The sequence below is a fragment of the Nocardia higoensis genome (assembly GCF_015477835.1).
GTDB lineage: Bacteria > Actinomycetota > Actinomycetes > Mycobacteriales > Mycobacteriaceae > Nocardia > Nocardia higoensis_A.
The window spans coordinates 377,994-404,023 of record NZ_JADLQN010000002.1 but is presented as its reverse complement, the minus strand read 5'-3'; the positions used below and the strand labels follow the sequence as shown (position 1 = coordinate 404,023).

Annotated in this window: 20 protein-coding genes; 9 read left to right on the top strand and 11 right to left on the bottom strand. The window is 70.7% G+C overall.

Annotated elements, in window-relative coordinates:
• Window positions 1-171: 171 nt before the first annotated feature.
• The 3 genes from IU449_RS16020 (at window position 172) to IU449_RS16010 (ending at window position 4,172) form a co-directional block, all read left to right on the top strand.
• On the top strand, window positions 172-2,283 hold the full coding sequence (locus IU449_RS16020) for an ABC transporter ATP-binding protein (RefSeq protein WP_195002886.1): 2,112 nt from the start codon (window positions 172-174) through the stop codon (window positions 2,281-2,283).
• Window positions 2,280-3,017, top strand: a complete 738-nt coding sequence (locus IU449_RS16015; protein ID WP_195002885.1) for an energy-coupling factor transporter transmembrane component T family protein — start codon at window positions 2,280-2,282, stop codon at window positions 3,015-3,017. The genes IU449_RS16020 and IU449_RS16015 overlap by 4 nt, the downstream gene beginning before the upstream one ends.
• A 495-nt stretch (window positions 3,018-3,512) precedes the next feature.
• Window positions 3,513-4,172: an ammonium transporter gene (locus tag IU449_RS16010; RefSeq protein WP_195002884.1), complete on the top strand. Its 660-nt coding sequence runs from the start codon at window positions 3,513-3,515 to the stop codon at window positions 4,170-4,172.
• Window positions 4,173-4,285: 113 nt separating this feature from the next.
• Here IU449_RS16010 and IU449_RS16005 read toward each other — a convergent pair whose 3' ends face one another.
• The 4 genes from IU449_RS16005 to IU449_RS15990 form a co-directional block, all read right to left on the bottom strand.
• A complete protein-coding gene (locus IU449_RS16005; RefSeq protein WP_195003238.1) occupies window positions 4,286-6,655 on the bottom strand; it encodes an ATP-dependent DNA ligase in 2,370 nt (789 codons plus the stop codon).
• Between the two features lie 73 nt (window positions 6,656-6,728).
• Entirely contained in the window at window positions 6,729-6,941 is a 213-nt protein-coding gene (locus tag IU449_RS16000) for an antitoxin (RefSeq protein ID WP_195002883.1), read from the bottom strand.
• 43 nt (window positions 6,942-6,984) lie between these two features.
• Window positions 6,985-8,118 carry an MBL fold metallo-hydrolase gene (locus IU449_RS15995; RefSeq protein ID WP_195002882.1) on the bottom strand — a complete coding sequence of 378 codons (1,134 nt, stop codon included), beginning with the start codon at window positions 8,116-8,118 and terminating at the stop codon, window positions 6,985-6,987.
• Between the two features lie 62 nt (window positions 8,119-8,180).
• Complete coding sequence (locus tag IU449_RS15990; RefSeq protein WP_195002881.1) at window positions 8,181-8,909, bottom strand: enoyl-CoA hydratase; 729 nt, start codon at window positions 8,907-8,909, stop codon at window positions 8,181-8,183.
• Between the two features lie 91 nt (window positions 8,910-9,000).
• On the opposite strand from IU449_RS15990, the gene IU449_RS15985 reads away from it, so the two are divergent.
• The gene (locus IU449_RS15985) at window positions 9,001-10,134 is read left to right on the top strand and encodes an NAD(P)-binding domain-containing protein (RefSeq protein WP_324188276.1); all 1,134 of its coding nucleotides are present in this window, start codon (window positions 9,001-9,003) and stop codon (window positions 10,132-10,134) included.
• Here IU449_RS15985 and IU449_RS15980 read toward each other — a convergent pair.
• The 6 genes from IU449_RS15980 to IU449_RS15955 all read right to left on the bottom strand — a co-directional run bounded on the left by IU449_RS15980 (window position 10,118) and on the right by IU449_RS15955 (window position 18,124).
• Window positions 10,118-10,969 (bottom strand): aldo/keto reductase, encoded by an 852-nt coding sequence (locus IU449_RS15980; RefSeq protein WP_195002880.1) that lies wholly within the window; start codon window positions 10,967-10,969, stop codon window positions 10,118-10,120. The two genes, IU449_RS15985 and IU449_RS15980, sit on opposite strands and share 17 nt — an antisense overlap.
• 67 nt (window positions 10,970-11,036) lie before the next feature.
• Window positions 11,037-12,740 carry an acetyl-coenzyme A carboxylase carboxyl transferase subunits beta/alpha gene (locus IU449_RS15975; RefSeq protein WP_195002879.1) on the bottom strand — a complete coding sequence of 568 codons (1,704 nt, stop codon included), beginning with the start codon at window positions 12,738-12,740 and terminating at the stop codon, window positions 11,037-11,039.
• A gap of 256 nt (window positions 12,741-12,996) precedes the next feature.
• Window positions 12,997-13,599: a GTP-binding protein gene (locus IU449_RS15970; RefSeq protein WP_195002878.1), complete on the bottom strand. Its 603-nt coding sequence runs from the start codon at window positions 13,597-13,599 to the stop codon at window positions 12,997-12,999.
• On the bottom strand, window positions 13,580-13,954 hold the full coding sequence (locus IU449_RS15965) for a DUF742 domain-containing protein (protein ID WP_067865660.1): 375 nt from the start codon (window positions 13,952-13,954) through the stop codon (window positions 13,580-13,582). Before IU449_RS15965 ends, IU449_RS15970 begins: the two co-directional genes overlap by 20 nt.
• A gap of 7 nt (window positions 13,955-13,961) precedes the next feature.
• The gene (locus tag IU449_RS15960) at window positions 13,962-14,375 is read right to left on the bottom strand and encodes a roadblock/LC7 domain-containing protein (RefSeq protein ID WP_011207200.1); all 414 of its coding nucleotides are present in this window, start codon (window positions 14,373-14,375) and stop codon (window positions 13,962-13,964) included.
• Window positions 14,372-18,124: an ATP-binding protein gene (locus tag IU449_RS15955; RefSeq protein WP_195002877.1), complete on the bottom strand. Its 3,753-nt coding sequence runs from the start codon at window positions 18,122-18,124 to the stop codon at window positions 14,372-14,374. Before IU449_RS15955 ends, IU449_RS15960 begins: the two co-directional genes overlap by 4 nt.
• A 318-nt stretch (window positions 18,125-18,442) precedes the next feature.
• On the opposite strand from IU449_RS15955, the gene IU449_RS15950 reads away from it, so the two are divergent.
• The 4 genes from IU449_RS15950 (at window position 18,443) to IU449_RS15935 (ending at window position 23,200) form a co-directional block, all read left to right on the top strand.
• Window positions 18,443-20,446, top strand: a complete 2,004-nt coding sequence (locus IU449_RS15950; protein ID WP_195002876.1) for an AMP-binding protein — start codon at window positions 18,443-18,445, stop codon at window positions 20,444-20,446.
• A gap of 193 nt (window positions 20,447-20,639) precedes the next feature.
• Window positions 20,640-21,026, top strand: a complete 387-nt coding sequence (locus IU449_RS15945) for a hemophore-related protein (protein WP_195002875.1) — start codon at window positions 20,640-20,642, stop codon at window positions 21,024-21,026.
• Between the two features lie 42 nt (window positions 21,027-21,068).
• On the top strand, window positions 21,069-21,782 hold the full coding sequence (locus IU449_RS15940; RefSeq protein ID WP_195002874.1) for a response regulator transcription factor: 714 nt from the start codon (window positions 21,069-21,071) through the stop codon (window positions 21,780-21,782).
• Entirely contained in the window at window positions 21,779-23,200 is a 1,422-nt protein-coding gene (locus IU449_RS15935; RefSeq protein WP_195002873.1) for an ATP-binding protein, read from the top strand. Before IU449_RS15940 ends, IU449_RS15935 begins: the two co-directional genes overlap by 4 nt.
• Window positions 23,201-23,730: 530 nt before the next feature.
• Here IU449_RS15935 and IU449_RS15930 read toward each other — a convergent pair.
• Window positions 23,731-24,879: a citrate synthase 2 gene (locus IU449_RS15930; RefSeq protein WP_195002872.1), complete on the bottom strand. Its 1,149-nt coding sequence runs from the start codon at window positions 24,877-24,879 to the stop codon at window positions 23,731-23,733.
• A 245-nt stretch (window positions 24,880-25,124) separates the two neighbouring features.
• On the opposite strand from IU449_RS15930, the gene pdxH reads away from it, so the two are divergent.
• On the top strand, window positions 25,125-25,781 hold the full coding sequence (gene pdxH, locus IU449_RS15925; protein WP_228804975.1) for a pyridoxamine 5'-phosphate oxidase: 657 nt from the start codon (window positions 25,125-25,127) through the stop codon (window positions 25,779-25,781).
• The last annotated feature ends 249 nt before the right edge of the window (window positions 25,782-26,030 follow it).

Below are 26,030 nucleotides of genomic sequence, written 5' to 3'. Positions count from 1 at the left end.
GGGTCGTACCGGAGCAGCGGGCCGGGGCCTCGCGGGCCGACGGCCGGTCGGCTGCCTTGTCGGCGGGCAGGCGGCGGCCGCGGGCAGGGGCTCGTGGGCGAGTCGGCGTAGTCCGCCGCAGTCCGCCGCCGAGCCGAGTGGCCCCGCGGCGGGGCTGGCAGACTTGTTCGCGTGAGTGAGACGCCGACCGTGCTCGTCGCCGGTCCTGGGCAACGCGGGACGCTGCGGCCGATCGAACTGGCCGTGGGCGCGGTGCTCGGCGGCGTCACCGTCGGCCTGATCACCGTCGGCTCGGTGGTGCCGTTCGCGGCCGCGCTGCAACTGGTGGCGGCGGTGCCGATGGGCATGCTCGCGCATCGGTACCGGGTGCGGGCGCTGGTGACCGCGACGGTCGCGGCGGCGCTGGTGACCTTCGTGGCGGCGGGCGTGATGCCCGCCATCGGCGTGGTCAGCACCGCCACCATCGGCGGCATCATCGGCGGAGTCAAACGGCACGGGCGCGGGCTGGCGACAGCCTGTCTCGCGGCGTCGGTGGCCGGGCTGGCGTGGGCGGCGTTCTCGGTGGGATCGCTGCTGGTGTTCGCCAAGACCAGGGAACTGTTCTTCGACACCGTCCGCAACACCGCGGGCGGGGTGCGCGAGATCACCGAGAGCAGGCCGGAGCTGGAGTCGATCGGCCGCGCGGTGGACTCGGCCACCGAGGCCGTGCTCACGTGGTGGTGGCTCTACGTCGGCAGCGGCGTGGTGGTCGGTGTGCTGGTCAGCGCGGTGTGCTCCTGGTATGTGCTCGGCTCGATCCTGGACCGGTTGGCCTGGCTGCCCAGCCGTGACCGGCTCGACGCCCCCGCCGACGACCGGCCGATCGGCCCGTTGCCGGTGACCTTGCGTGGGGCCGGGTTCCGCTATCCCGGCGCGCACGTCGACGCACTGCACGGCATCGACCTGACCGTGGCCGCGGGCGAGTTCGTCGCCGTGGTCGGCCACAACGGCTCGGGCAAATCCACGCTGACCCGGCTGCTGGCCGGTCTGCCGCCCACCAGCGGCGAAGTGCTGCGGCCGGGCTCGGCCGGACTCGGGCACTTGGGTGGCACGGCGCTGGTGCTGCAACGCCCGGAGAGCCAGACGCTGGGCGTGCTGGTCGCCGACGACGTGGTGTGGGGGCTGCCCACCGACCTCGCCGCGCAGGTGGATGTGGACGGGCTGCTGCGCGAGGTGGGCCTGGACGGTATGGGCGGACGGGAGACGGCCACGCTCTCGGGCGGCCAGCAGCAGCGGCTCGCGGTGGCCGCGGCGCTGGCCCGCAGGCCCGCGCTGCTGATCGCCGACGAGGCGACCTCCATGATCGATCCGCGCGGGCGCCGGGATCTGGTCGCGCTGCTGCGTGAACTGCCTGCCAGGCACCGGATGGCGGTCGTGCTGGTGACCCACCACGAAGCCGACGCGGCCGCCGCCGACCGGGTGGTGCATCTGGGCGCCGGCCGGATGGTGCAGCGCCTGCCCGCCTGGCCGCAGCCCGCACGCGGCGAGCGGCGCACGCCGATGGGCGGGCCGGTGCTGGAGCTGCGCGATGTCCGCCATACCTACAACCGGGGCACGCCGTGGGAGGCGCCCGCCCTGCACGGGCTCGACCTGACCGTGCGCCAGGGGGAGGCGGTGCTGGTGGTGGGTGGCAACGGCTCGGGCAAGTCGACGCTGGCCTGGATCATGGCCGGGCTCGTGACCCCGAGTTCGGGTGCGTGCCTGCTCGGTGGAAAGCCGGTGACCCGGCAGATCGGGCGGGTGGCGCTGGCCTTCCAGCATTCGCGGCTGCAACTGCAGAAGCAGACCGTGGGCGCGGAGATCGCGGACTGGGGCGGGCGGGCCACGGGTTCCGGCGCGGTCGGGCGGGCACTGGACGCCGTCGGGCTGGACCGGGCGCTGGCAGCGCGCTCGATCGAGGAACTCAGTGGCGGGCAGGCCAAACGGGTAGTGCTGGCGGCCATCGTGGCCAGCCACCCGCAGGTGGTGGTGCTCGACGAGCCGCTGGCCGGGCTCGACCCGAAGGGCCGCGCCGACATCGTGGAACTACTTGCGCGGCTGCGCGATTCCGGGCTCACCCTCATCGTCATCTCCCATGACGTCGAGGACATGGCCGCGGTCTGCGACCGCACCGTGCATCTGAGCGGGGGCCGCTTCACCGACACCGCCGGCTCCGGGGACACCCCTGGATTCGAGGACAGGTCAGCCAGTTCGAGATCGCGGCCCGCGCAGGTGTGGGGATACCAGGACGGGAGTCACCGATGAGCACCATTCTGCTGCGCCGGGTTCCGGTGGACAGCCCCGTGCACCGGCTGTGGGCGGGCACCAAGATGATCGCGGCCTTCCTGCTCAGCCTGCTGCTCATGGTGTGGCCGTCGTGGACGGTACTGGGCGTGATGATCGTCTTCCTGATCGTCATCGGCGCGGTCGCGCGACTGCCGCTGGGAACCCTGCCGCGGCTGCCGCTGTGGTTCTGGTCGCTGATCGCGGCGGGCGCGCTGATCAATCTGCCCATGGGCGGGTCGGCGGTGCTGCGCTACACGCAGGTGGTGGTGTTCGGTTTCGTGTTGGTGGCGGCGTCGTTCCTCATCGCGTGGACCACCCCGATGGGCGAGATCGCGCCCGCTCTGGCCAAACTCGGGGCTCCGCTGCGCAAGCTGCGGGTGCCGGTGGACGAGTGGGCGGTGGTGGTCGCGTTGACGCTGCGCGGGCTGCCGCTGCTGCTCGAGGAGATCCGGGTGCTGCGGGCGGCCCGCAAGCTGCGACCCAAGGAGCGGCTGCTCGAGCGCGCCACCGACAGCCCCGTCATCGACATCCTCACCGCGGCGATGGCGGTGGCGTCGCGCCGGGCGACCGAACTGGGCGAGGCGATCACCGCGCGCGGCGGCACCGGTCAGCTCACCGCTCATCCGGCCGTTCCGACCCGCCGTGACGCGCTGGCGCTGGCGCTCGTGGTGCTCGCCGGGGCGGGCGCGGTGGCGATCGACCTGCTCCTCTGAGCGGCGCGGGCGGGGTCGCGCACGTGCGGGTGCACAGCCACCGCCGAATGGACTGCCGACAAGTTGCTGGCCGCTTGCAAAAACAAACCGTCCAGATTGTCAAAACCCCCAGCCTTGGGGGCAGAAACAGCTTCCGGCACCGATTCCGCCACATACTCACAAATCAGAAATAGCCGATCCACATAAGGCGACCTCGCCGAAAAGAGCACGGCGAACACTCTGTTGCGACGATCACAACGAGGGAGTTCGCCTATCACGAACTGGCGTCATAGCCGAGGGCAATGGATCGGCGGATGTCGAGCGAACGCACCACATTCCTCGAATTGCTTCCCTTTTACCGGGAATTCGCGTGCCGGAATACCCAGCGATTCAGTAAGGTTACGGTGACGTAGCTGTTCTGTGGATCATCGCCTGTCCACCCCGGCGTCGAGGGGAGCTTTTCTCGCCGGGGCGGACTTCGTAAGGGCTCGACCTCATGAAGATTGGAATCCTCGCATGCGCATGCGCAAGCTCTCCGCGGTCCTGGTACCGCTGATCGCCGCTGTCACCGTCGGCGCGAGCACCGTCGCCCACGCCGAACCGGCGCCGGTGCCGGATGTCGGTTACGAGGCGAAGCTGGTGGGCGACAAGGTCGTCACCACGCTCACCAACGGCACCTTCGAGACCGACGGCGGCATCGTCGAGGTGAAGGACGCGGCGGACAACACGCTCGTCTCCTTCCCGCTGGCGTTCCGGCAGGACGGACTGGAATACCCGCTCGGGCACCAGATCGCCGACGAGGGCCGGATGCTGGAACTGTCGGTCGTCAAGGACGTCTCCAAGGCCAGGCCGGTGCCGGTGACCCCGGTGGCCTCGCTGGAGGAGAACCGGCGGGCGATGGATACCTTCGCCTCGCAGTTCGGTCTCGCCACGGCGGTCGGCGGGTTCATCGGGCTCGCGGCCGGTGCGGTCATCGGCTGCATCGCCGGGCTGGTCGGAGCCGTTGTCGGCTGCCTGCCCGGTATCGCGACCGGTGCGAGTGTCGGCGGCATCATCGGCACCATCGTCGTCGGTGGCCCGACGCTGGTGGTAGCCGGTATCGACCTCATCCAGACGCTGGCCGCCGAGCCGGGCACCACGAAGTGGATGGAACAGACGGGTCAGCCCGCGAACTGAATCCCCCCACCCACGAACACGGCGCGCGCCGAGCACGATTCGGCGCGCGCCGTCTCGTGTCCGCACGACCGGGAGCGAGCGGCGGCCCGCCGACGGACGGCGTGCCCTCACGATCACGAGTCGGCCTCGCCCAGCCAGGCGGCGTGCCACAGTCGCCCGGTCTCCGTCCATCTCATGAACCGCACCCGGCCGGTGACCACCGGATCCACCCAGATCGCGTCCTTGCGTTCGGCGGCGGTGAGTTCGGTGGTGAACGGACAGGTCGGACGCCGGGACGACCGTAGTCGCGGACCCAGCTCACGCATATCCGGGTCGGAGAATCCGGTGCCGACGCGCCCCGCGTAGACCAGTTCCTCGCCGATCGGGATGCCGACCAGCAGCGAGGCGAAGTCGCGGGCGGCGCTGCGCCGATAGCCGCCGACCACCACCTCGCGGGTGCGCCAGTTGCGGTGTTTGATCCAGGACTGCCCGCGCCTGCCGGGCAGGTAGACCGAATCGAATCGCTTCGCCAGCACCCCTTCCAGCCCACGTTCGGCACTGAGCCGCACAGCGTCGGCACCGTTGTCCGCCAGCGGCGGCGGGACCAGTAAGGACGATGCCGTGGCCGCGAGGGCTTCGAGTACCCGGCGCCGATCGGCGAAGCGCTTGCGCACCAGCGATGTTCCGTCCAGGTACAGCACATCGAAGGCGACGAATTCCGCACGCGCCGGATCCGCCTGCAGCAGGCTGATGTCGGGCACGCCGTCGTCGTCGAAGACCACCATCTCCCCGTCGAGAACCACCCGGTGGCCGGACAATTCGGCCGCGGCGGCGGCGAAGCGCGGATAGCGGGCGGTCACGTCCGTGCCGGACCGGCTGCGCAGGACGAGATCGTCGCCGTCGATGACGGCCATCACCCGGAAGCCGTCCCATTTCGTCTCGAAGCACCATTGCCCGGGGTCGAGCCCGGCCACCTCGCCCGCAGTGGCCAGCATCGGCGCGAGGTCACGCGGGAAAGGTGCCTCGCTACGTCGTTGTCCGCCATTGCCTTCGGCGCGGCGACCGGGCACGCCCGGGGACGGCTCCGCCCGGGAGGGGGCATCCCGCACCGATCCCACTCCTGCCCGTGCGGGCGGTGTCGACTCGGGGGGCTGATCGCGCATGAGATGCATCAGCCATTGGTCGGCACGGGTACGGATGAGTGCGTAGCGGCCGGTGAGGGTCCGGCCGTGGAAACGGACGATGACCTCGTCCTCGCGCCACTTCTCGGTCTCGTAGGTACCGCGATCCCAGATGGTCATCCGGCCGCCGCCGTATTCGCCGCGCGGGATGACACCGTGGAAATCGAGGTATTCCAGCGGATGATCCTCGGTGCGCACGGCCAGGCGGTTCTGCGACGGCGAGGTCGGCGGGCCTTTGGGCACCGCCCAGGAGGCCAGCACGCCGTCTCGTTCCAGGCGCACGTCCCAGTGCAGGCGGCGCGCATGGTGCTCCTGGACCACGAAACGATCACCGGAGCCGGGAGTCGGCGGTGCCGCCGGGACGGGCTCGGGGGTACGGGCGGGATCGCGCATGGACCGGTATCTCGCCAGCGCGTCGCGCTCGTGCGGGGCGGACTCGACGGGCAGCGGTGGATCGAGATCGGCGAGCAGGTCGCCGTCGTCGCGCCACCGGGCCAGCACCTCGTCGAAACGCAGGTGGCGCAAGGTCGCGGTGTCCTCGATCTCGGCCCAGGTGCGCGGGGCGGCCACATCGGGGTGTGCGCGGCCGCGCAACGAATACGGCGAGACGGTGGTCTTGGCGGGGTTGTTCTGACTCCAGTCCAGCAGGACCCTGCCCCGGCGCACCTCTTTCGCCATCGTGGCGGTCACCAGGTCGGGGTGCAACTTCTCCAGATCGGTGGCGAGCTGTTTGGCGACGGTGGACGCGCCGCCCGGGCTGAGCACCCGATCCAGCGGGACATAGAGGTGAATGCCCTTGCTGCCGCTGGTCACCGGATACACGCGCATGCCCGCGCCCTCGATGATCTCCTTGACCGCCAGCGCCACCTCGGCGCATTCCGGTAGTCCGGCACCGGGACCGGGATCGAGGTCGAACACCATCCTGGTCGCCGGCCCCGGCCGATGGCCGGCGATACGCCATTGCGGCACATGGATTTCCAACGCGGCCTGTTGTCCGAGCCAGGCCAGGCCCGCCTCGGAGTCGACGAGCGGATAGGTGACACGGCGATCGCTGTGCTCGATCGCCTGGCGGCTCAGCCAGGCCGGGGCATGGCCGGGCAGGTTCTTCTCGAAGAACGAGGTCTCCGCCACCCCGTTCGGCCAGCGTTTACGGGTGATCGGACGCCCGGACAGGTGCGGCAGTATCGCCGGGGCGATGGCGGTGTAGTAGGCGATGACCTCGCCCTTGGTGGTCCCGGTCTCCGGATAGAGGACCTTGTCGAGGTTGGTGAGCGCCACCTCGATCGGCCCCGCACCCGGACCGCCGTCGAACGCCGCGCGCACCACCGGTGCCGGCCTCAGCGAGGGCCGGGCCGGACCGGCGGGCTACCGACGCAAGAGCCGCCGCCGCGCGGACTCACGCGCTCGGGGGCTGTCCGGGCTGCTCCGGCGGGACCGCCTTCTTGGCGGCCTCCTTGCCCTTGGCGATCTTGTCGGCGTACTTGCCGTGGGTCTTCTGATCGAGGAAATCGCCGCCCTTGTCGATCGCCTCGTTGATCTTGTCCGCGTTCTTGGCCGCGGCCTCCTTGCCTTTTTCGACCAGACCTCTGAGATTGTTCGCGAAACTCATCCGTTGCGTTCCTTCCGCTGTCGACGTGCCTGGGAACTGCTGATCAATCCACATTCTCCCACCAGGGCTCGGTCCGCGCCGGATTCCCCGCGCTCACCCGCTCCCCCGGCCTGGGCACCGCGATGTCGGTGCCCGTCGCGCGCGCGGCGACGACCAGCCTGCGCACCGGTTCGGACCAGCCGTGCAGGGCCAGGTTGAAGGTGGCCCAGTGGATCGGTACGAGCAGCCCGTACCCGGCGTCGCCGAGACAGAGGTCGCCGTGCGCGCGGACCGCCTCTTCGGGATTCATGTGGATGTCGACCCAGTGCTCGTCGTAGGCGCCGATGGGCAGCAGGGTCAGATCGAAGGGACCGAGCGCGGCACCCGCTTCTGCGAAGGCCTTGGTGTAGCCGGTGTCACCGCCGAAGTACACCCTCCTGGTCGGACCGACGATCGACCAGGATGCCCACAACGTCGTGTTGCGCACCAGGGCGCGACCGGAGAAATGCCGCGCCTCCGAGCAGGTGAGGGTGAGATCGGCGCCGTCGCGTCCGCGGCCGAGCGCGGACAGCGACACCGAAGCGCCCCAGGCCAGTTCGACGATGCGATGATCGGGTACTCCCCAGTGCCGCAGATGCGCGCCGATGCCGACCGGCACCACGAACGGCGTCGACCGGTGCTGCGCCAGCGCCATGATCGTCGACTTGTCGAGGTGGTCGTAGTGATCGTGGGAGATGACGACCGCGTCCACTTCGGGAAGTTCGGCCAGCGGCAGCGGGACCGGATGCAACCGGGCGGGGCCGACCAGTGACGACGGGGAAACCCGCTCGCTCCACACCGGGTCGGTGAGTACCAGGAAACCGTCGATCTCGATCAGCGCCGACGCGTGACCGTACCAGGTGACCGCCAGATCGGCGGGTGCGCCGGTGGCCTGCGGGCGCACGACCGGTACCGGCTTTCCGGGGCGGCCGTTCTTACGCTGACGCCACGCCGTGAACACCAGCGCCGCCGCCGAACCCGCTTCGAGTTGGGTGCTGGGCTCGGTGTTGTGGAACCGGTCGCCGCGGTAGTTCGCCGCCGCGCCCGCGACGGGCTTGATCGCCGAGACCGAGGCGCCCAGCGTCGAAGGGATATCCCACACGGCGCGGGCCGTCCACGCCGCCGCGGCCGCACCGGCCGCCAGCAGAAGAGGTTTCATCTGTCCATCATGCCCGCGACTCCGGTGCGCGGCCGGTCGGCGCGGCGACTGCCGGACCGGTGTCAGCGGCCGGTGAACCTGGGCCGGCGTTTCTCTTCGCGGGCCCGGCGGGCTTCCTTGGCGTCGTCGCTGGCCCAGGCCGCGGCCAGTGCCTCGCGCTGCACCGCCGAATCCGGATCGCGCGTGCCGTCGTCGTTGAGCACCAGCTTCATGTGCCGCAACGACAGCGGGGCCAGTTCGGCGATGGATTTCGCCCAGGTCTGCGCGTCGGCGAGGGTGCCGAGGCGGTTGGCGAAGCCGAAGGCATGGCACTCGCGGGCGGACACCTGCTCGGCGCCGAGCAGGACGGCTCGGGCCGGACCGCCGCCGATCAGCGACACCAGCCGGTGCATGGTCCAGCGATCCACCGTGACGCCCAGTTTCGCGGCCGGAATGGCGATGTAGGAGTCCGGCTCCATCACCCGTAGGTCCGAGGCCAGCGTGAGCTGCACGCCGCCGCCGAGCGCGCCGCCGTTGATCGCCGAGATCACCGGCACCGGGGCCGATTCGATGGTGTGCAGCATGTCCATCAGCAATTCGAGGAACTCGTCGGAGTACACCCCGTTCAGGTCCGCGCCCGCGCTGAAGATCGGACCGCGCCCGGTCAGCACGATCGCCCTGGCCCCGTCAGCGACGGCGGCGAGCACGGCTTCCCGCAGCAGCGTCACCAGTTCGACATTGAGCGCGTTGCGCCGCTGTTCGCGCTGCATCTCGATCGTGACGACATCACCGTCGCGGCTGACTCCGAGCATGATTCCTCCCCGCACCGGCTGTTCGCTGTGGATGCCCTCAACTCTGCCACAGCGCCGCTGCGCCCCCGGAGACGCACTACCATCGGCCGTTGTGCCGGACGATTTCGACATCCTGGTGATCGGCGCCGGCCAAGCCGGATTGTCGGCCGCCTATCACCTGCGCAGGCTCGGACTGGTCCCCGAGCGGGACTTCCTCGTGCTCGACCACGCCGAGGGGCCGGGCGGCGCGTGGCAGCACCGCTGGCCGTCGCTGACGTTGAGCACGGTGAACCGGGTGCACGACCTGCCCGGCATGAGCTTCGGGGAGACCCTGCCGCCCGGGTCGGAGCAGGCCCAGGCCGCGACCGCCGTGCCGCACTACTACGAACTCTACGAAAAACGCTTCGACCTGCGGGTGCACCGGCCGGTCTCGGTGCGGGTGGTCTGCGACCGAACCGCCGACGGGCAGCGCTGCGACTATTCCCGGCGACGCGGCGACATACTGCACGCCGAGACCGACACGGCGGGCACAGTGCGGGCACGCGGGCTGATCAACTGCACCGGCACCTGGGAACGACCGTTCATCCCGCGCTATCGTGGCCAGGAGGACTTCGCCGGGCGGCAGTTGCACACCCGCGACTATCACGACGCCGCCGAATTCGCGGGCAAGCACGTGGTCGTGGTGGGCGGCGGGATCTCCGCCGTGCAGTTGCTCGACGAGATCTCCCAGGTGACGTCGACAACCTGGGTGACGCGCAGCGAACCGGTGTTCCGGGACGAGCAGTTCGGCCCGGAGGACGGGCGGGCGGCCGTCGCCCGGGTCGAGGACCGGGTGCGGCGCGGGCTGCCGCCCGGTTCGGTGGTGTCGGTGACCGGGCTGCCGTGGACCGACGCGCTGCGCGCGGCGAAGGCGCGCGGCGCGCTGGACCGCGAGCCGATGTTCGACCACATCGAACCGGGCGGGGTGCGCTGGGCCGACGGCGGCTTCCAAGCCGCCGACGTCATTCTCTGGGCCACCGGATTCCGCAGTTCGCTCGACCATCTCGCGCCGCTGCGGCTGCGCGGTCCCGGCGGCGGCATCACCATGACCGGGCGACTGGCCACCCGGGTGGCGGCCGACCCTCGCATCCATCTGATCGGCTACGGGCCGTCGGCGAGCACGATCGGCGCCAACCGGGCCGGGCGCGCGGCCGCGGTGGAACTGACCGCCGAACTCGGGTTGTCCGGGATCAGAGACCGGCGCTGAAGGTCTCCGGGTCGCCGCCCATCCGGTAACCGCGGTCCAGGGCGTCGATCGCCGACATCTGTTCCTCGTCGAGCTCGAAGCCGAAGACATCGAAATTGGACTCGATGCGCGAGGGCGTCACCGACTTCGGGATGACGATGGTGCCGGACTGCAGATGCCAGCGGATGATCACCTGCGCCGGCGTGCGGTGCACCTGCTCGGCGAGCGCCATGACGACCGGATGGTCGAGCATGGTGCCCTGGCCGAGCGGCGCCCACGCCTGGGTCGCGATCGCGTTGTCGGCGTGGAACTCTCGCAGTTCACGCTGGGCCAGCGCGGGGTGCAGCTCGATCTGGTTGACCGCGGGGACGGTACCGGTCTCGGAGATCAGCGTGCGCAGATCGCCGATGGTGAAGTTGGAGACGCCGATGGAACGGACCCGGCCCTGACGCTGGAGTTCGGAGAAAGCACGGAAGGTATCGACGAAACGGCCCGCCACGGGCACCGGCCAGTGGATCAGGTACAGGTCCACGTATTCGAGGCCGAGCCTGTCCAGGCTGGCGTCGAAGGCCCGCAGTGTCGAGTCGTAGCCCTGCTCGGAGTTCCACAGCTTGGTGGTGACGTGGACTTCGTCACGGGGTAGACCGTACGCGCGGATCGCGCGGCCCACGCCCTCCTCGTTGCCGTAGATCGCGGCTGTGTCGATCCCTCGGTAACCCGCTTTCAGGGCCGCGGAGACCACGTCGAAGGTGGTCTCGGGCGGAACCTGGAACACGCCGAATCCGAGCTGAGGGATCACGTTTCCGTCGTTGAGCACGATCGACGGCACGGTGGAGGTATCGCTGCGGAAGGTCACCTTCCGACCGTAGGAGTGTGCGGGCGAGCCGTCAACGAAGGTCGCGGGCGTGTTCGCCGCGGCTCGTTCACCCGGTGAAGCCGGGCACCCCCAGACGCCGATACCGCAGGTGACGGCTCTGGCGCAGGTCCGGCGCGGACACGCCGCGCAGCTCGGCGAGCTCGTGCGCGACGGCGGCGACCACGCGACGGGCGAACTCGACCGGCTCGTCGGCGGCGTCGGGGAGCTCCGGCACGATCCGGTCCACCACCCCGTCGGAACGCAGGTCGGCGGCGCCGATGCGCTGTGCGGCGGCCAGCTCCGGTGCGTGGTCGACATCGCGGTGCACGATCGCGCTCGCGCCCTCCGGCGGCAGCGGCGCCAGCCACGCGTGGGTGGCGGCCAGCACACGGTCGGCGGGCAGCAGGGCCAGGGCCCCGCCGCCGGTGCCCTGACCGAGCAGGATCGACACGGTGGGCGTGTCCAGCGTGACCAGATCGGAGATGCATCGTGCGATCTCCGGGGCCAGCCCGCGCTCTTCGGCCTCCTTGGACAGGGCCGCACCCGCGGTGTCGATCACCAGCACCAGGGGCAGCCGCAGTTCCTGGGCCAACGCCATGCCGCGGCGAGCTTCGCGCAGCGCCGCCGGACCCATGTGCTCGCCCTGCCGACCGGCGCGGTCGTGGCCGAACACCACGCACGGCTGGCCGCGGAACCGGGCCAGCGCGAGCAGGGTGGTGCGGTCGGCCTCGCCCTGGCCGGTGCCGCTGAGCGGAACGCGCTGGGTGGCGTGGCGCAGCAACTCGCGAACGCCCGGGCGGGCGGGTCGGCGGGAGATCACCACCGAGCGCCACGTCGGCGAATCGGTGTCGTCACCGCGCGTCGGCCCGCCTGCCGAGAGAGGGGCGGCGGACTCCGGTATCCCCGCTGCCTCCGCCGAGGGCGTCCGAGCTCCGCCGTGCCCGGACGATCGTTCGGCCGCTGCCGTGCCTTCCACATCCGAGACGGGCTGTGGCACCGGCGAGGGCGCCGCGGCCACCCCTGGGCCCGCCGCCACCGGAGCCGGTTCGCTGGTCCCCCGCTCCGTCAGGACGGTCCCCTGCTCCGGAAGCACGACACCGCTGCACACGCTCAGGGCGCGGTGGGCGATGCGGCGGAAGACCGAGACCGGCAGCACGCCGTCGATCACGCCGTGGCGGTAGAGGTTCTCCGCGGTCTGCACCCCTTCGGGAAAATTCTCGCCGTAGAGCGCCTGGTAGACGCGCGGGCCGAGGAAGCCGACCATCGCGCCGGGCTCGGCGAAAGTCATGTGGCCGAGCGAACCCCACGAGGCGAAGACGCCGCCCATCGTGGGGTTGCGCAAGTACACCAGATACGGATGACCCGCCGCCTTGTGCGCGGCGACCGCGCCCGCGATCTTGATCATCTGCACGAAGGCGACAGTGCCCTCCTGCATGCGCGTGCCGCCGGAGGTCGGTGAGGCCACCAGCGGCAGGCCGAGTTCGGTCGCGCGCTCCACGGCCAGCACGATGCGCTCGGCCGCGGCCACGCCGATCGATCCCGCGAGAAAGCCGAACTCGCAGGCGATCACGGCCACGCGCCTGCCGCGCAACATTCCCTCGCCGGTCAGCACCGACTCGTCGGTGCCCGCCGCGTCCCGCGCCGCGCGCAGCTCATCGCGATAGCGCGGTGCGGTGGTGGCCGCGGCAACCGTCACCGGTGGCCGATCCCAGCTCACGAACGACTCCGCGTCGAGCAGCTGCCCGAGTAGTTCCCGCGCCGATATCCGCATCGCGCGAGCGTATCGCGCCGGACACACCGACCCGAGCGGCTGTGGGCAGCACAACATCGCGGCACCACCGGATCGGCGGTGCCGCGATGTCATGGTCTCGCACGGGCCCGATCGTTCCCCGCCGCCGACGCGCGGCCCTCGGTGCTGCTACCCCACAGCACTTCCGGCTCCGCCGCGCCTCCGGTCCGGTGGCGAACGAGATCGGTGACACCTCGGGCATCCGCAGCACTGGTCGGCACCGCGGCTGCACGGGAGTTCAGTAGCCCTGCATCACCTTGCGCAGCGCGTACTCGGTCAACGCCACCAACGCCTGCTTGGCAGGCTCACGGCGACGCGCGTCGATGGACAGGATCGGCACGTCGGCGGAGACCGCCAGCGCCTGCCGAATGTCCTCGATCGGGTATCGGGGCGAATCGTCGAACTCGTTGAGCGCCACCAGGAAAGGTAGGTTGCGCGCCTCGAAGTAGTCGACGGCCGCGAAGCTGTCCTCGAGCCTGCGGGTGTCGACCAGCACCACCGCGCCGATGGCGCCGCGGATCAGGTCGTCCCACATGAACCAGAAGCGGTACTGGCCCGGCGTACCGAACAAATACAGCACCAGGTCGTCTGCGAGGCTGATCCGGCCGAAGTCCATCGCCACCGTGGTGGTCGACTTCATCGGAATGCCGGTCAGATTGTCGATACCCGCACTGGCGTTGGTGACCAATGCCTCGGTGCGCAGCGGAACGATCTCCGAGACAGCACCGACCAACGTGGTCTTACCGACACCGAAGCCGCCGGCGACCACGATCTTGGCCGAGGTCGGCTTGCTGGTGCGGGTATCGACCTGCGCCGTCGAATCAAATACGCCGGAGTCCACTGAGAACCCTTTCGATCAACTCGCGACGTTCATCGTCGCTGGAATCCTCTTTCAATGTCGCCGAAACGCGCACGTGCCCGGCATCGATCAAGTCGGCTACGAGTACCCGCGCAACTCCGATCGGAATCCCGAGCCGCGCCGCCACTTCGGCGACGGACGGCGATTCTCTGCACAACTCCACGATCGACGTCTCGATGTTGGTCAGCTCGAACTGCCGCTCCATAGCGACCGGCTGTGAGGCGACAAGCGCCTCGAGCGCCAACTCGACCTTGGGCCTGGTGCGGCCCGCGGTCAGCGAGTACGGCCGGACGAGGCTCGGCTCGGCGCTCTCCACGTGGTGATCTTCTATGTCCATCCCACCATCAGGAACCCATCGTGACACGCGGCGTGGCCTGTACTGTCTGGCCCACCCGTTCGACCAGCAGCGCCATCTCGTAGCCCACCTGTCCGATATCGCAGGACGTGTTGGTCAGCACCGCGAGGTAGGAGCCGTCGCCCACCGCCATCAGCAGCAGGTAGCCGTGCTCCATCTCCACGACGGACTGCAGCACCGTGCCGCCTTCGAACAGATTGGACACACCTACGGAGAGGCTGGCCAGGCCGGCGGTCACCGCCGAGAGTTGTTCGGCGCGATCGACGGGCAGCTGGGCGCTCGCGGCCATCAGTAGGCCGTCAGCCGAGACCAGGACGGCATGAGCTACGCCAGGAACCTCGTTGGCGAAGTTCGAAACCAGCCAATCCAGCTGACGGTTCGTACCACCTAGATCGGGGTTCATCGGTCTCCTTTGTCTCCGGTTAGGTTCATTGCTCTCATTGCGCGGCCATCCCGGACGCCCTTCTGGTGACGACTCAAGCTGGACCTGATCGACTCCGGATCACGCCTTGGCGCGCGATCCGCGGCGCCAGTTACGGCACCGGGGACTAGCCTTCCGCCCGGATCGCGTTGCGGCAAGCCCGCAGCGGTCTTTTTCTCGGCTCGGGCCTCACTCGCCTGTTGCGCGGCCCGCCAGCCCTCGTCGGCGGGCGAGTCGAACGCCTGGACCACTTCGGAGCGGTCCGGGTTCGGATCGGCCAGCCACGCCGACATCATCTCGGCGAAGATCGGGCTGTCCATCGACGTGCCGGGCTCGGCGGTGGCGGGCTGCAACCGGGTCTGGAAGAACGAGGCCGTCTTGGCCGGGTTCGACTTGTAGCTGTGCTTGCCGGGATCGCGGGCGGGGGCACCCTCGGCCGCGCCCTCGGTGCCTTCCTGGCCGGGAGCGCGCTGCGGCAGACCGACACCGGGCGGAACCTCGCCGAGCGGCTGCAGGCGTGCGCCCGGATCGCGCTGCGGCAGACCACCGCCCGCCGGGGGCTGCGGAGCGCCGTTGGCGCCCGGGGCGCGCTGCGGCAGACCGCCGGCGCCCGGAGCACGTTGCGGCAGACCGCCCTCGCGCTGCGGCAGACCACCCTCGCGCTGCGGCAGACCGCCGGGACCCCGCTGTGGGAGCCCGGTCGCGGCCGCGTCACGCTGCGGCAGACCGGGCGTGGCACCCGGCTGACGCTGCGGCAGGCTGCCGGAGGTGGGCCGGGGACCGGGAGCGCCGGGACCCGCGTCGCGCTGCGGCAGACCGCCAGGGGCGGCGCCGGGGGAGATCTCCGGCCGCGGCGCGCCGTTGGCGCCGGGAGCACGGTGCGGGAGACCACCCGCCAGTGGCTGTGGGCTGCCGTTGGCGCCCGGCTGACGCTGCGGCAGACCGCCCTGGGACGGGCCCGCGGGAGCCGGGCTGCCGTTGGCGCCGGGCTGACGTTGGGGCAGGCCCCCGTGGACCGAGCCACCTTGGACCGAGCCACCCTGGACCGAGCCACCCTGAACCGGACCACCCCGACCGGGACCGCCGGGGCCGCCGAGGCCCGGACCACCCGGCTCGGACGGCGGAGCGCCGTTGGTGCCCGGCTGCCGCTGCGGCAGCCCGCCGGACGCGGGCCGCTGAGCGGGACCGGCCGGAGCCGAGCCGCCGAGCGCCGCGGCCTGGTTGGGGCCGTTCGCACCTGGCTGACGCTGTGGGAGGCCACCGGGACCGCTCGGCGCGGGACTGCCGTTGGCACCGGGTTCACGCTGCGGGAGACCGCCCGCGTTCACACCGGGCTCGCGCCGCGGCGGACCGCTCGGCGCGGCGACCGAGGGCGCCTCACGCACGGTGGGCCCGGAGACCGGCGGCAGCGGACCCGAAGGCGGCTGCGCGGTCCCCGGCGTCGCGGCGGACACGTTGCGCTTGGGCATGCTGGCAGCGGCGAGCTTGCCGCGCTGCGGGCCGCCGGCCGCGGCGGACGCGCTCGACTCGCGCAGGCTCGCCGAATGCGTGCCGCCGCCGCTTCCGCTCTCGGCGGCCATGCCCGCCGAAGCGGCGGCCGTACCGGGCTGACGCTGCGGCAGTCCGCCGGATCCGGTGGCGGCGGGGACAGCGGGGGCAGCGGGGGCCATGGGGGCGATCGGAGCGGAATCACCGGTCTGGATCGGACCGCTGACACCCGGATCGACAGTGACCACCACGTTGCCCGCCGACGTGCGGGTGACCGCGCGAGTCTGCATGGTCGACACCGGGCGCTGCGGGTTCGGCTGCACCGGCGCGGCCTGCACGGCCTGCGGCCCGGTACCCGCGGCGCTGCCCTTGATCGGCACGATCAGGCCGACCGGCACGTGCACGGTGACCGTGACGCCCGGATCGCGGGCGGTGTCGAAGGTCGGGCGAAGCCGGACGGTCAGACCGTGTCGCTCGGCCAGCCTGCCGACCACGAACAGGCCCATGTGGCGGGCGGTGTCCGGGCCGGGCTCGGCGGTCTGCTCGAGCTTGCGGTTGATCTCGGCCATCTCCGCGGGCGGCATGCCGATGCCGCGGTCGGCGACCTCGATGAGCAGCCCCTGATCGTGCGCCTGCGCGAAGGTGAACTTCACGTCCGTCTCCGGCGGCGAGGCGCGCAGCGCGTTGTCGAGCAACTCGGCGAACAGATGCGCGAGGTCGGAGGCGGCCGGTTCCTTGAGCGCGCCCCGCGGGGTCGCGCCCAGCTTCACCCGCTCGTAGTCCTCGACCTCGGAGATCGCGGCGCGCAGCACGTCGGCGATCTCCACCGGGGCGGACTTGGCGCGACGCTGCTTGGTGCCGGCCAGAATCAGCAGGTTGTCGCCGTTACGGCGCATACGGGCGGCGAGATGGTCCAGCCGGAACAGGTTCTCCAGCAGGCGCGGGTCCTTCTCGTCGTACTCCATCGCCTCGATGAGGGTGAGCTGATGGTCGACGAGGGACTTGGAGCGCCGGGCCAGGGTCTCGAACATGTCGTTGACCTGGGAACGCATCTGCGCCTGATCGCTGGCCAGGCGCAGCGCCTGACCGTGGATGTCGTCGATGGCGCGGGCCAGCTGGCCGATCTCCTCCTCCGAGCGGATCGGCATCGGCTCCAGCGGCACGTCCTCCGGGGAGGCGCCGGTACGCAGCTGGGCGACCTCGTGCGGCAGGTCGCTCTCGGCCACGCGCAGCGCGGCCAGGCGCAGGCGGTGCAGCGGCACGATCATCGAGCGCGCGACGAACACCGCGAGCAGCAGCGCCGCCAGGATCGTGGCGAGCACGACCGCGGTGTAGGTCCAGGCGTCCCGGTTGGCACGGCTGGACAGATCGTTCATGGCGGTGTCGAGGTCGCTGGTGGCCTTCGCGATGACGCGCTCGTAGACATCGACGCTGGTGGTCAGCGAGTTCTTCAACTCGCCGAGCGGGATCTTGCCCGCCTGCGCCTCCGGGCCCTCGATCAGCGCGATACGGGTGTCCACGCCCGCGCGCAGGTCGGCGATGGCGGTGTCGCCGTCGGCGAAGCGGTGCGCCAGCACGTTCAACAGGTGCCGTTCGGTCTCCGAGGCGGTCACGAACTCGTCGACACCCTTGTCGAAGGAGTGCAGGACGGTGTTGAACGCGGCGAGCTCGGTGACCAGCGTCGCGCGGGTGTTCAGCGAGTCGACCAGACGCAGCTTGGCCGCGTCCATGGCCGGATCGCTGACCTGCGACACGGTGCCCTCGACGATGCTCACGCTCTCGTTGCGGATCTTGTCGATCCCGGCGAGCGCCTCGGCCGAGCCGACGGCCGCCTTGCCCCTGGCGAGGATCGACCTGGCTTCGGTGACCATCGTCTGCAACGAGGCCTGCGACTCGTCGCGGCCGTCGAGTTTCCCGTTCGCGGATTCCGCGGTCGCGATGGCCTCGTCGAGCTCGGTGAGGTCCTGATCGGTCACCACGGAGGCGCCGGGTATCAGGGACACCATCTGCGAGCCCGCGACCGTGGCGGCCGCGGCGCTCAGGCCGGTGACGGCCGGAATGACCTCGATATTTCCCGCGACGCCCTCGAGCCGATTGGCTTCGCCGAACTCCGTGGTAATCCTCGACACTCCGAGACCGACCGCGACCGCCAGAGGCACGGCGAGAACCGCCGTAACCTTCCAGCGCAGGTCCCAATTGCCGAGCGCCCAGCGCTTCTTGCCGGACCTTGCGGCGTCACGCATCTCCCACTCACTTTCCAAACTGGCCCCATCCACGCGCCATCAGCGAACCTCCACAATCGCACTGGCTCGACAGGTGGAGCTGGCCGAGAACTGCGGCTGGCCGAGAAATTGCGTCTATGACGGCCGAAATAAGTGACATCAGATTCTAACGGATCAATAACAGCTTGGGCGACATCAGGTAGCGCCACGGGACTTGACCAGCCTCTTCCAGGCATAACCAAAGGTCGCGGCGCCCTCCCGGGCGTCGCGTGAAGTCTGCCACAATCACACAGATCTATCGAGGCGGGCATCGAAGCGAGGGCTAGGGAGTCACCGGAGTTGAACGAGAAGCGCGAGTACCGGCCGGTCTACCAGACCAGTCTGGTCGATCCGGCAGGCTTCTGGGCCGCCGCGGCCGAGGCCGTCGACTGGGATGTGCCGCCCACCCAGATCGTCGACGCAGGCGCCAAGCCGGCTGCCCGATGGTTTACCGATGCCCAGCTGAACACCTGTTTCAATGCCCTGGACCGGCACCTGCCCGAACGCGCCGACCAGCCCGCGCTGATCTACGACTCGGCGATGACCAATACCAAGCGCACTTATACCTATGCCGAATTGGTCGACGAAGTCGCCACCTTCGCGGGCGCGATGCGGGAACTGGGCGTGCGACGCGGTGACCGGGTGGTCGTCTATCTGCCGATGATCCCCGAGGCCGTGATCGCGATGCTGGCCTGCGCGCGGATCGGCGCGGTGCATTCGGTGGTCTTCGGCGGATTCGCCGCGCCGGAACTCGCCGCCCGCATCGACGACGCCGAACCTGTGCTCATCGTCACCGCCGCCGGTGGCCTCGAACCGAATCGCAAGATCGAATACCCGCCCATCGTGCGGCGCGCGCTCGGACTCGCCGAGAGCGGCACGGTGCGTCATGTCCTCGTGAAGAAGCGCGCGCCGCACTTCACGCCGGACACCGACGAGGACACCCGATCCACCGATACGGTGCGCTGGCTGGACTGGGACGACACCGTCGCCGACGCACCGAAAGCCGATCCGGTGAGCGTCGCCTCGACCGATCCGCTCTACATCCTCTACACCTCCGGCACCACCGGTAAGCCCAAGGGTGTGGTCCGCGACAACGGCGGGCACGCGGTGGCGCTGACCTGGTCGATGCGCAACATCTACGACATCGGCGCGGGCGAGGTGATGTGGGCCGCCTCCGATGTCGGCTGGGTGGTCGGCCACTCCTACATCGTCTACGCGCCGCTGCTGGCCGGGGCGACCACGCTGCTCTACGAGGGCAAACCGGTGGGCACCCCCGACGCGGGCGCGTTCTGGCGCATCGTCGAGGAGTACGACGTGCGGGTGCTGTTCACCGCGCCGACGGCGCTGCGCGCCATCCGCAAGGCCGATCCCGAGGCCAAGCTGGCCCGTTCCCACGATCTGTCGTCGCTGCACGCGCTGTTCTGCGCGGGCGAACGGCTCGACCCGGCCACCTTCGACTGGGCGTCGCGGACTCTGCTCGCCGACCTGCCGGACTGCCCGGTGGTCGACCACTGGTGGCAGACCGAGACCGGCTGGCCGATCTGCGCGAACCCGCTGGGTCTGCAGCGCCTGCCGATCAAGGCGGGCTCGTCGTCGGTGCCGGTACCCGGATTCCGGCTCCGCGTGCTCGACGCGGTCGGCAATCCGGTACCCGCGGGCGTCGAAGGCAATATCGTGATCGGCCTGCCCATGCCGCCGGGCACACTCATGGGGCTGTGGCACGACGACGAGCGCTTCACCCGCTCCTACACCACGGCCTTCCCCGGCCACTACGCCACCGGCGACGCGGGATACTTCGACGAGGACGGCTATCTCCACGTCCTGGGCCGCAGCGACGACGTCATCAACATGGCAGGCCACCGTCTGTCGGCCGGCAGCATGGAGGCCGCCGTCGCCGGGCACCCCGCCGTGGCCGAATGCGCGGTCATCGGGCTGCCCGACGAGCTCAAGGGGCAACGGCCGATCGCGTACGTGGTGCTCAAAGAAGGCATCGACGTCGATCCGACCGAGTTGCGCGACGAGCTGATCACGCGGGTCCGCGAGCAGGTCGGCGCGATCGCGGCGCTGTCGGACGCGGTGATCGTGGCGGGCCTGCCCAAGACTCGCTCGGGCAAGATCCTGCGCAAGACGATTCGTCAGATCAGCGCGGGCGAGCAGGTCGAAGTGCCCTCCACCATCGAGGACCCGGCCGTGCTGGCCGCGCTGGAGGACCAGATCCTCACCAGCCGAGCCGACGCGGCCGCCCGAGCCGCGAACGCGGCGGGACAGTCGCCGGTGGCCGAGGATCCCCAGCCGAGTTCCTGAGCGCGCGAGTTCCTGAGAAGACGGCACGGCGGCGAGCGCGGCGAAAAACGCGGCGCTCGGGTTCTTTTCGCGTTCCGGGCCGTCACGATCCTCAGAGTCTTCTCAATGAACTCACAAACCCGCACCCCGCGTTTGCACCTACCGTCGGGGGTAGTCGGGTACCGACACCCGACTGGATCTGGAGGCTCAACCGATGAATTTCGTGCGCACCCGCACCCGGCTCGCCGGCCTGACCGCCGCCACCGCTGCCACGGCGGCGGTTCTGCTCGGCCCCGCGGTCGCTTCCGCGGGCCCGGCCGAACTGGCCGAACCCCTGCTCACCAGCGACTGCACCTTCGCGCAGGTCGAAGCGGCGCTGCGAGTCGAGGCCCCCGAGCTGGCCCAACTGCTCGACGCCAACCCCAGCCAGAAGGCCGAGTTGCAGCGGCGCTTCGATCAGCCGGTCGAGCAGCGTCGCGCGGAGTTCCAGCGACTGCTCGAGGAGAACCCCGGGGCCGCGGAACAGGCGCAGTCCGATCCGCGCGCGGCTCACCTGAGCCAGGTGCTGGCCCAGGTCGCGGCGACCTGCCAGAACTACTGACGCCGGTGTCGTTCTGATGCCGCAGTCGCGTCCACGCGGAGAATGGGTGGGGTGAGCGCCATCCCACCGCCGACCGTCCTCGTCGTCGATGACGACGAGGACGTGCTCGTCTCGGTCGAGCGCGGGCTGCGGCTGTCGGGTTTCCACGTCCTGGTGGCCAGAGACGGCGCCGCCGCCTTGCGCAGCGTGACCGAGCACAGTCCCGACGCCGTCGTGCTCGACATGAACATGCCGCTGCTCGACGGCGCCGGGGTGGTCACCGCCCTGCGCGCGCTCGGCAACGAGGTGCCGGTCTGCGTGCTCAGCGCCCGCTCCTCGGTGGACGACCGGATCTCGGGTCTGGAATCCGGCGCCGACGACTACCTGGTGAAACCGTTCGTGCTCGCCGAACTGGTGGCCCGCATCAAGGCCCTGTTGCGCAGGCGCACCGACACCGCCCCGCCCGCCGCGCCGGGGACGATCGCCGTCGGACCGCTCGAGGTGGATGTCGCCGGTTACCGCGCCCTGCTGCACGGACGCGAAATCGAGCTGACCAAGCGCGAATTCGAACTGCTCTCGACGCTGGCCCGCAACGCGGGGGTGGTGCTGAGCCGGGAACGGCTGCTCGAACTGGTCTGGGGGTACGACTTCGTCGCCGACACCAATGTGGTGGACGTGTTCGTCGGCTATCTGCGCCGCAAGCTCGAGGCAGACGGCACCGCGCGACTGCTGCACACGGTGCGCGGGGTCGGGTTCGTCCTGCGAGCGCCGAAGTGAGTCCGTCCGCCGCCCGGCGCAACCGCACCGGCCGCAAGCGCCGGACGTTCTCCCTGCGCACCCGGGTCGCGGGCGCGGCGGCCGCCGGTGCGGTGATCCTGGTGCTGCTGGTCAGCGCGGTCGCCGTGCGCGCCATCGAGCGCATCAACCTGCAGCAGAGCGACCAGCAGCTCGCGGTGGCCTCTCGGCTGGTACTCATCAATCCGGTGATCGCGGTCGGCGTGCTCGGCCTGACGGGGCTGGGCGACGACATGGCGGTCACGGTGCGTGAGGGCGGCGAGGTGCTCGCGAGCAGTTCGGTGCTCCTGCCCGACCTACCGGTGGGCTCGCGCACCGTCACCGTGGCGGGCACCAGGTACCGGGTCCTCACCACCACCGAGAACCAACCCACCGGACGCACTGTCTCGCTGGGTATTCCGGCCGACGAGGCCGCGCGGGTCACCGCTGAACAGCAACGCAGGGTGGTCGGCGGCGCGCTGCTGGCGGTGGCCGCCGCGGCGGCGCTGGGCTGGCTGTTCGCCGGGCGGGCGGTGCGCCCGATCGTCGATCTCACCGAACGGGTCGGCGCGCGCACGGCTTTCGGCGGTCCCGAGCCCGCGTGGTCGCCGGTGGACGGCTCCGGCGTGCGGGAGGCCGAGCGCTTGGCCGAGGCGGTGAACACCATGCTGGCGCGCGTGGACCAGGCCCAGGCCGAGACCGCCGCCGCGCTGGCCACGGCCCGCGATTTCGCCGCTGCCTCCGCCCACGAACTGCGCACCCCGCTGACCGCCATGCGCACCGACCTCGAGGTGCTGCGGACCCTCGAGCTGACCGCGGAGCAGCGCGCCGAGATCCTCGCCGACCTGCAACGCGGCCAAGCTCGGGTGGAGGCCACCCTGGCGGCGCTGGAACGGTTGGCCACCGGCGATCTCACCCAGGACCGCGACCATGTGGACACCGATGTGGGCGACCTGTGCGACCAAGCCGCCCACGACGCGATGCGGCATTTCCCCGGCCTCACGGTGCGCATCGACGCCGACGCCGATCTGGTGACCCGCGGCCTGCCCGCCGGGCTACGGCTGGCGGTCGACAACGCGCTCGCGAATTCGGTGAAACACGGCGGCGCGACCGAGGCCGAGGTACACGCGCACCGCGTCGATGACGGAACGGTGGTGATAGCCGTCGACGACAACGGCAGCGGATTGCCCCTCGACGAACGGGAATCGGTGTTCGAGCGTTTCCGGCGCGGCCGCCGAGCCGGTAAAGGCGGCTCCGGACTGGGGCTCGCTCTCGTCGCGCAGCAGGCTCAATTGCACGGCGGTCGAGCCTATTTCACCGACAGTCCCCTGGGCGGCGTGCGCTTGGTGCTCGAATTACCGCAACGCCCGGGCAATTCGTTCTCCGCGCAATCGGATTCGCCCGCCGGGCGTTCGCACTGAGCGTTTTCCGCACTGCCTCCGCACCACGCACGAATCCGCACGCCACACCGAATTCCGGAGTTTCTCCGAACCCGGCCGGATATCGCGCCCAGAAGTCCGGCCCCCGGAAGAATTCGATCTCGATGCGCGAGCGCACTCTGCCGCGGGTCGTCGTGCGCACCCGATGTGCGCACCCGATCCGGATGGCCAGCGCATTCCGCCGCCGCCCGTAGTGTCGCACCCGATCCCGGATTCACGCCGTCAGACGTATTCGGACCCGATGGCCCAGCGCGCGCCCTGCCGCAGGCCCGTCGTACGCACCCGAGCCCTGTCCGCGCTTCGGACCTGTGCGACGCCGCGGGCGCACCGGTCCGGACCGGTGCGCCCGCGGCGTCGATCAGCGGCTCGCCGTGTCCCCGCGTCGGTCCCGCGGACGGGTGAGGCAGTGGCGGGCTGCCGATGCGCGGTGGCATTCCGCGGTCCGCCATCGGGCTCGACGTCCCCCGATCCGGTCGGGTGGCGGAGACGAGCCCGGCGCGGGCGGCCCTGCCTCAGGCGTGGCCGACGCTCGACCAGCCCGCGACCTCTTCGGGCTTGCGCGGCCCCGGGCCGGTGTAGATGGCGGCCGGGCGGACCAGCTTGCCCAGACGCTTCTGCTCCAGGATGTGCGCGCACCAACCCGCGGTCCGGCCACAGGTGAACATGGCGGGCATCATGTGCGCGGGCACCTCGGCGAAGTCGAGGATGACCGCCGCCCAGAACTCGACATTGGTCTCGATGGCGCGATCCGGGCGGCGCTCACGCAGCTCGGCCAGCGCCGCCTGCTCGAGCGCGGCGGCGACCTCGAAGCGCGGGGCGGCCAGCCGCTCGGCGGTGGCGCGCAGCACGCGGGCGCGGGGATCCTCGGCCCGGTAGACCCGGTGACCGAAGCCCATCAGCTTCTCCTTGCGGTCCAGGATGCCCTTGACCAACGCGCGGGCGTCGCCGCTCTTCTCGACCTCTTCGATCATCGGCAGCACGCGGGCCGGGGCGCCGCCGTGCAGCGGGCCCGACATCGCGCCGATCGCGCCGGACAGCGCGGCCGCCACGTCGGCACCGGTGGAGGCGATCACCCGGGCGGTGAAGGTGGAGGCGTTCATGCCGTGCTCGGCTGCCGAGACCCAGTAGGCGTCGATGGCCTCGGTGTGGCGCGGATCCGGGTCACCCTTCCATCGGGTCATGAAACGCTCGGTGACCGTCGTGCACTCGTCGATGGTCTTCTGCGGGACGGCGGGCTGGTAGATGCCGCGCGCGGACTGCGCCACATACGACAGCGCCATCACCGAGGCGCGCGCCAGGTTGTCCCTCGCGGTGGCGTCGTCGATGTCCAGCAGCGGCTGGTATCCCCAGATCGGAGCCAGCATGGCCAGGCCGGCCTGCACGTCGACGCGCACGTCGCCGGTGTGCACCGGCAGCGGGAAGGGCTCCGCGGGCGGCAGGCCGTGCCCGAACTCGCCGTCGACCAGCAGTGCCCACACGTCGCCGAAGGTCACCCGGCTGCCGACCAGATCCTCGATGTCGACGCCCCGGTAGCGCAGCGCGCCACCGTCCTTGTCGGGTTCGGCGATATCGGTCGTGAAGGCCACCACGCCCTCGAGACCACTGACGAAATCATCCGGAACGGCAGCGTTTCCACCGGATACCGCGGGGCTGGTAGTCATGGTGTGACTCTCCTTGCACTTCGGTCGCATGTCCTGCGAGGGCGCATGAGGCCTCGCCGAGGTGGGTGCTTCGCCGAGCCCATGCCGATCACCAGCACCCTATCTCCCCGCTACCGCGGAGTAACGTCTGCCCCATGGCTGACCTGCACAATTCCCCGCCCCACGCCGACCGGTCCGACGACGGGACCGGGCAGCCGACGAACCTGGAGGCGACCCTGCGACAGGTGGCTGCCGACCTGGCCGCCATGCGCGTGGACTACACCGGGGTGCCCTTCGGCTCCGGCGAGGACGTCGATCTCGACGAGACCTGGTTGGCAGGCGGCTGGGAGCCGTTGTTGCGCAACTGGATCGAGCAGGCGACCGCGGTGGGCGTCGCGGAGCCCAACGCGATGGTGCTGGCGACCGTCTCGATGGTCGACGGGGTGCCGAGACCGTCGTCGCGAACCGTGCTGTGTAAAGGCCTCTCGCCGGAAGGTGTGACCTTTTACACGAATTACGACAGCGCCAAGGGCAGGCAACTGCGCGAGGTGCCCTACGCGGCGATCACCTTCGTGTGGCCGACCCTGGCCAGACAGGTGCACCTGCGCGGGCCGGTGGAGCGGGTGAGCGCCGAGCAGACGCGGGTGTATTGGCGTTCGCGACCCCGTGACTCCCAGCTCGGCGCCTGGGCCTCCCAGCAGTCGCGGCCGATCGCATCCCGCGCCGAGCTGGACCGGGCACTGATCGAGACCACCGAGCGATTCGCGGGAACCGACGAGATCCCGGTGCCCCCGCACTGGGGCGGATTCCTGTTGCGCCCCGAGGAGGTGGAGTTCTGGCAGGGCCGCCAGGGCAGGCTGCACAACCGGGTCCGTATGCGCGTCGAGCCCGGCGGCATGCGCGCCGAGCGGCTCCAGCCCTGACGTACTCGCGTCATCCGCACTGACGCCGATATCCGCCCCCGTGACATTCGCGTGATATTTGCCACGGTTTCTCTCGTCGACGGCCCGGGTACTGCTGCGGGTCGGCGCGCTTCCCGCGGCCTCGCCGACCGCGGGCCGACGCGCCGGCGAGCATCGGGCGGGGAGCGATTCCGGCAGGCACGCAGCATCGCCGCGGGGGCGCCGGACACAGCGCGACAGCGCCTTTCGCACGACCCCACCCGGTGCTGC

Excerpts from the sequence above, each read along its gene's own strand:
- IU449_RS15975 (WP_195002879.1), bottom strand. The coding sequence starts at position 12,740 with ATGCGGATATCGGCGCGGGAACTACTCGGGCAGCTGCTCGACGCGGAG.
- IU449_RS15995 (WP_195002882.1), bottom strand. The coding sequence starts at position 8,118 with ATGAAACCTCTTCTGCTGGCGGCCGGTGCGGCCGCGGCGGCGTGGACG.
- IU449_RS15960 (WP_011207200.1), bottom strand. The coding sequence starts at position 14,375 with ATGAACCCCGATCTAGGTGGTACGAACCGTCAGCTGGATTGGCTGGTT.
- IU449_RS15990 (WP_195002881.1), bottom strand. The coding sequence starts at position 8,909 with ATGCTCGGAGTCAGCCGCGACGGTGATGTCGTCACGATCGAGATGCAG.
- IU449_RS16010 (WP_195002884.1), top strand. The coding sequence starts at position 3,513 with ATGCGCATGCGCAAGCTCTCCGCGGTCCTGGTACCGCTGATCGCCGCT.
- IU449_RS15965 (WP_067865660.1), bottom strand. The coding sequence starts at position 13,954 with ATGGACATAGAAGATCACCACGTGGAGAGCGCCGAGCCGAGCCTCGTC.
- IU449_RS15940 (WP_195002874.1), top strand. The coding sequence starts at position 21,069 with ATGGGTGGGGTGAGCGCCATCCCACCGCCGACCGTCCTCGTCGTCGAT.
- pdxH (WP_228804975.1), top strand. The coding sequence starts at position 25,125 with ATGCGCGTGGACTACACCGGGGTGCCCTTCGGCTCCGGCGAGGACGTC.
- IU449_RS16000 (WP_195002883.1), bottom strand. The coding sequence starts at position 6,941 with ATGAGTTTCGCGAACAATCTCAGAGGTCTGGTCGAAAAAGGCAAGGAG.
- IU449_RS15945 (WP_195002875.1), top strand. The coding sequence starts at position 20,640 with ATGAATTTCGTGCGCACCCGCACCCGGCTCGCCGGCCTGACCGCCGCC.
- IU449_RS15930 (WP_195002872.1), bottom strand. The coding sequence starts at position 24,879 with ATGACTACCAGCCCCGCGGTATCCGGTGGAAACGCTGCCGTTCCGGAT.
- IU449_RS16015 (WP_195002885.1), top strand. The coding sequence starts at position 2,280 with ATGAGCACCATTCTGCTGCGCCGGGTTCCGGTGGACAGCCCCGTGCAC.
- IU449_RS15955 (WP_195002877.1), bottom strand. The coding sequence starts at position 18,124 with ATGCGTGACGCCGCAAGGTCCGGCAAGAAGCGCTGGGCGCTCGGCAAT.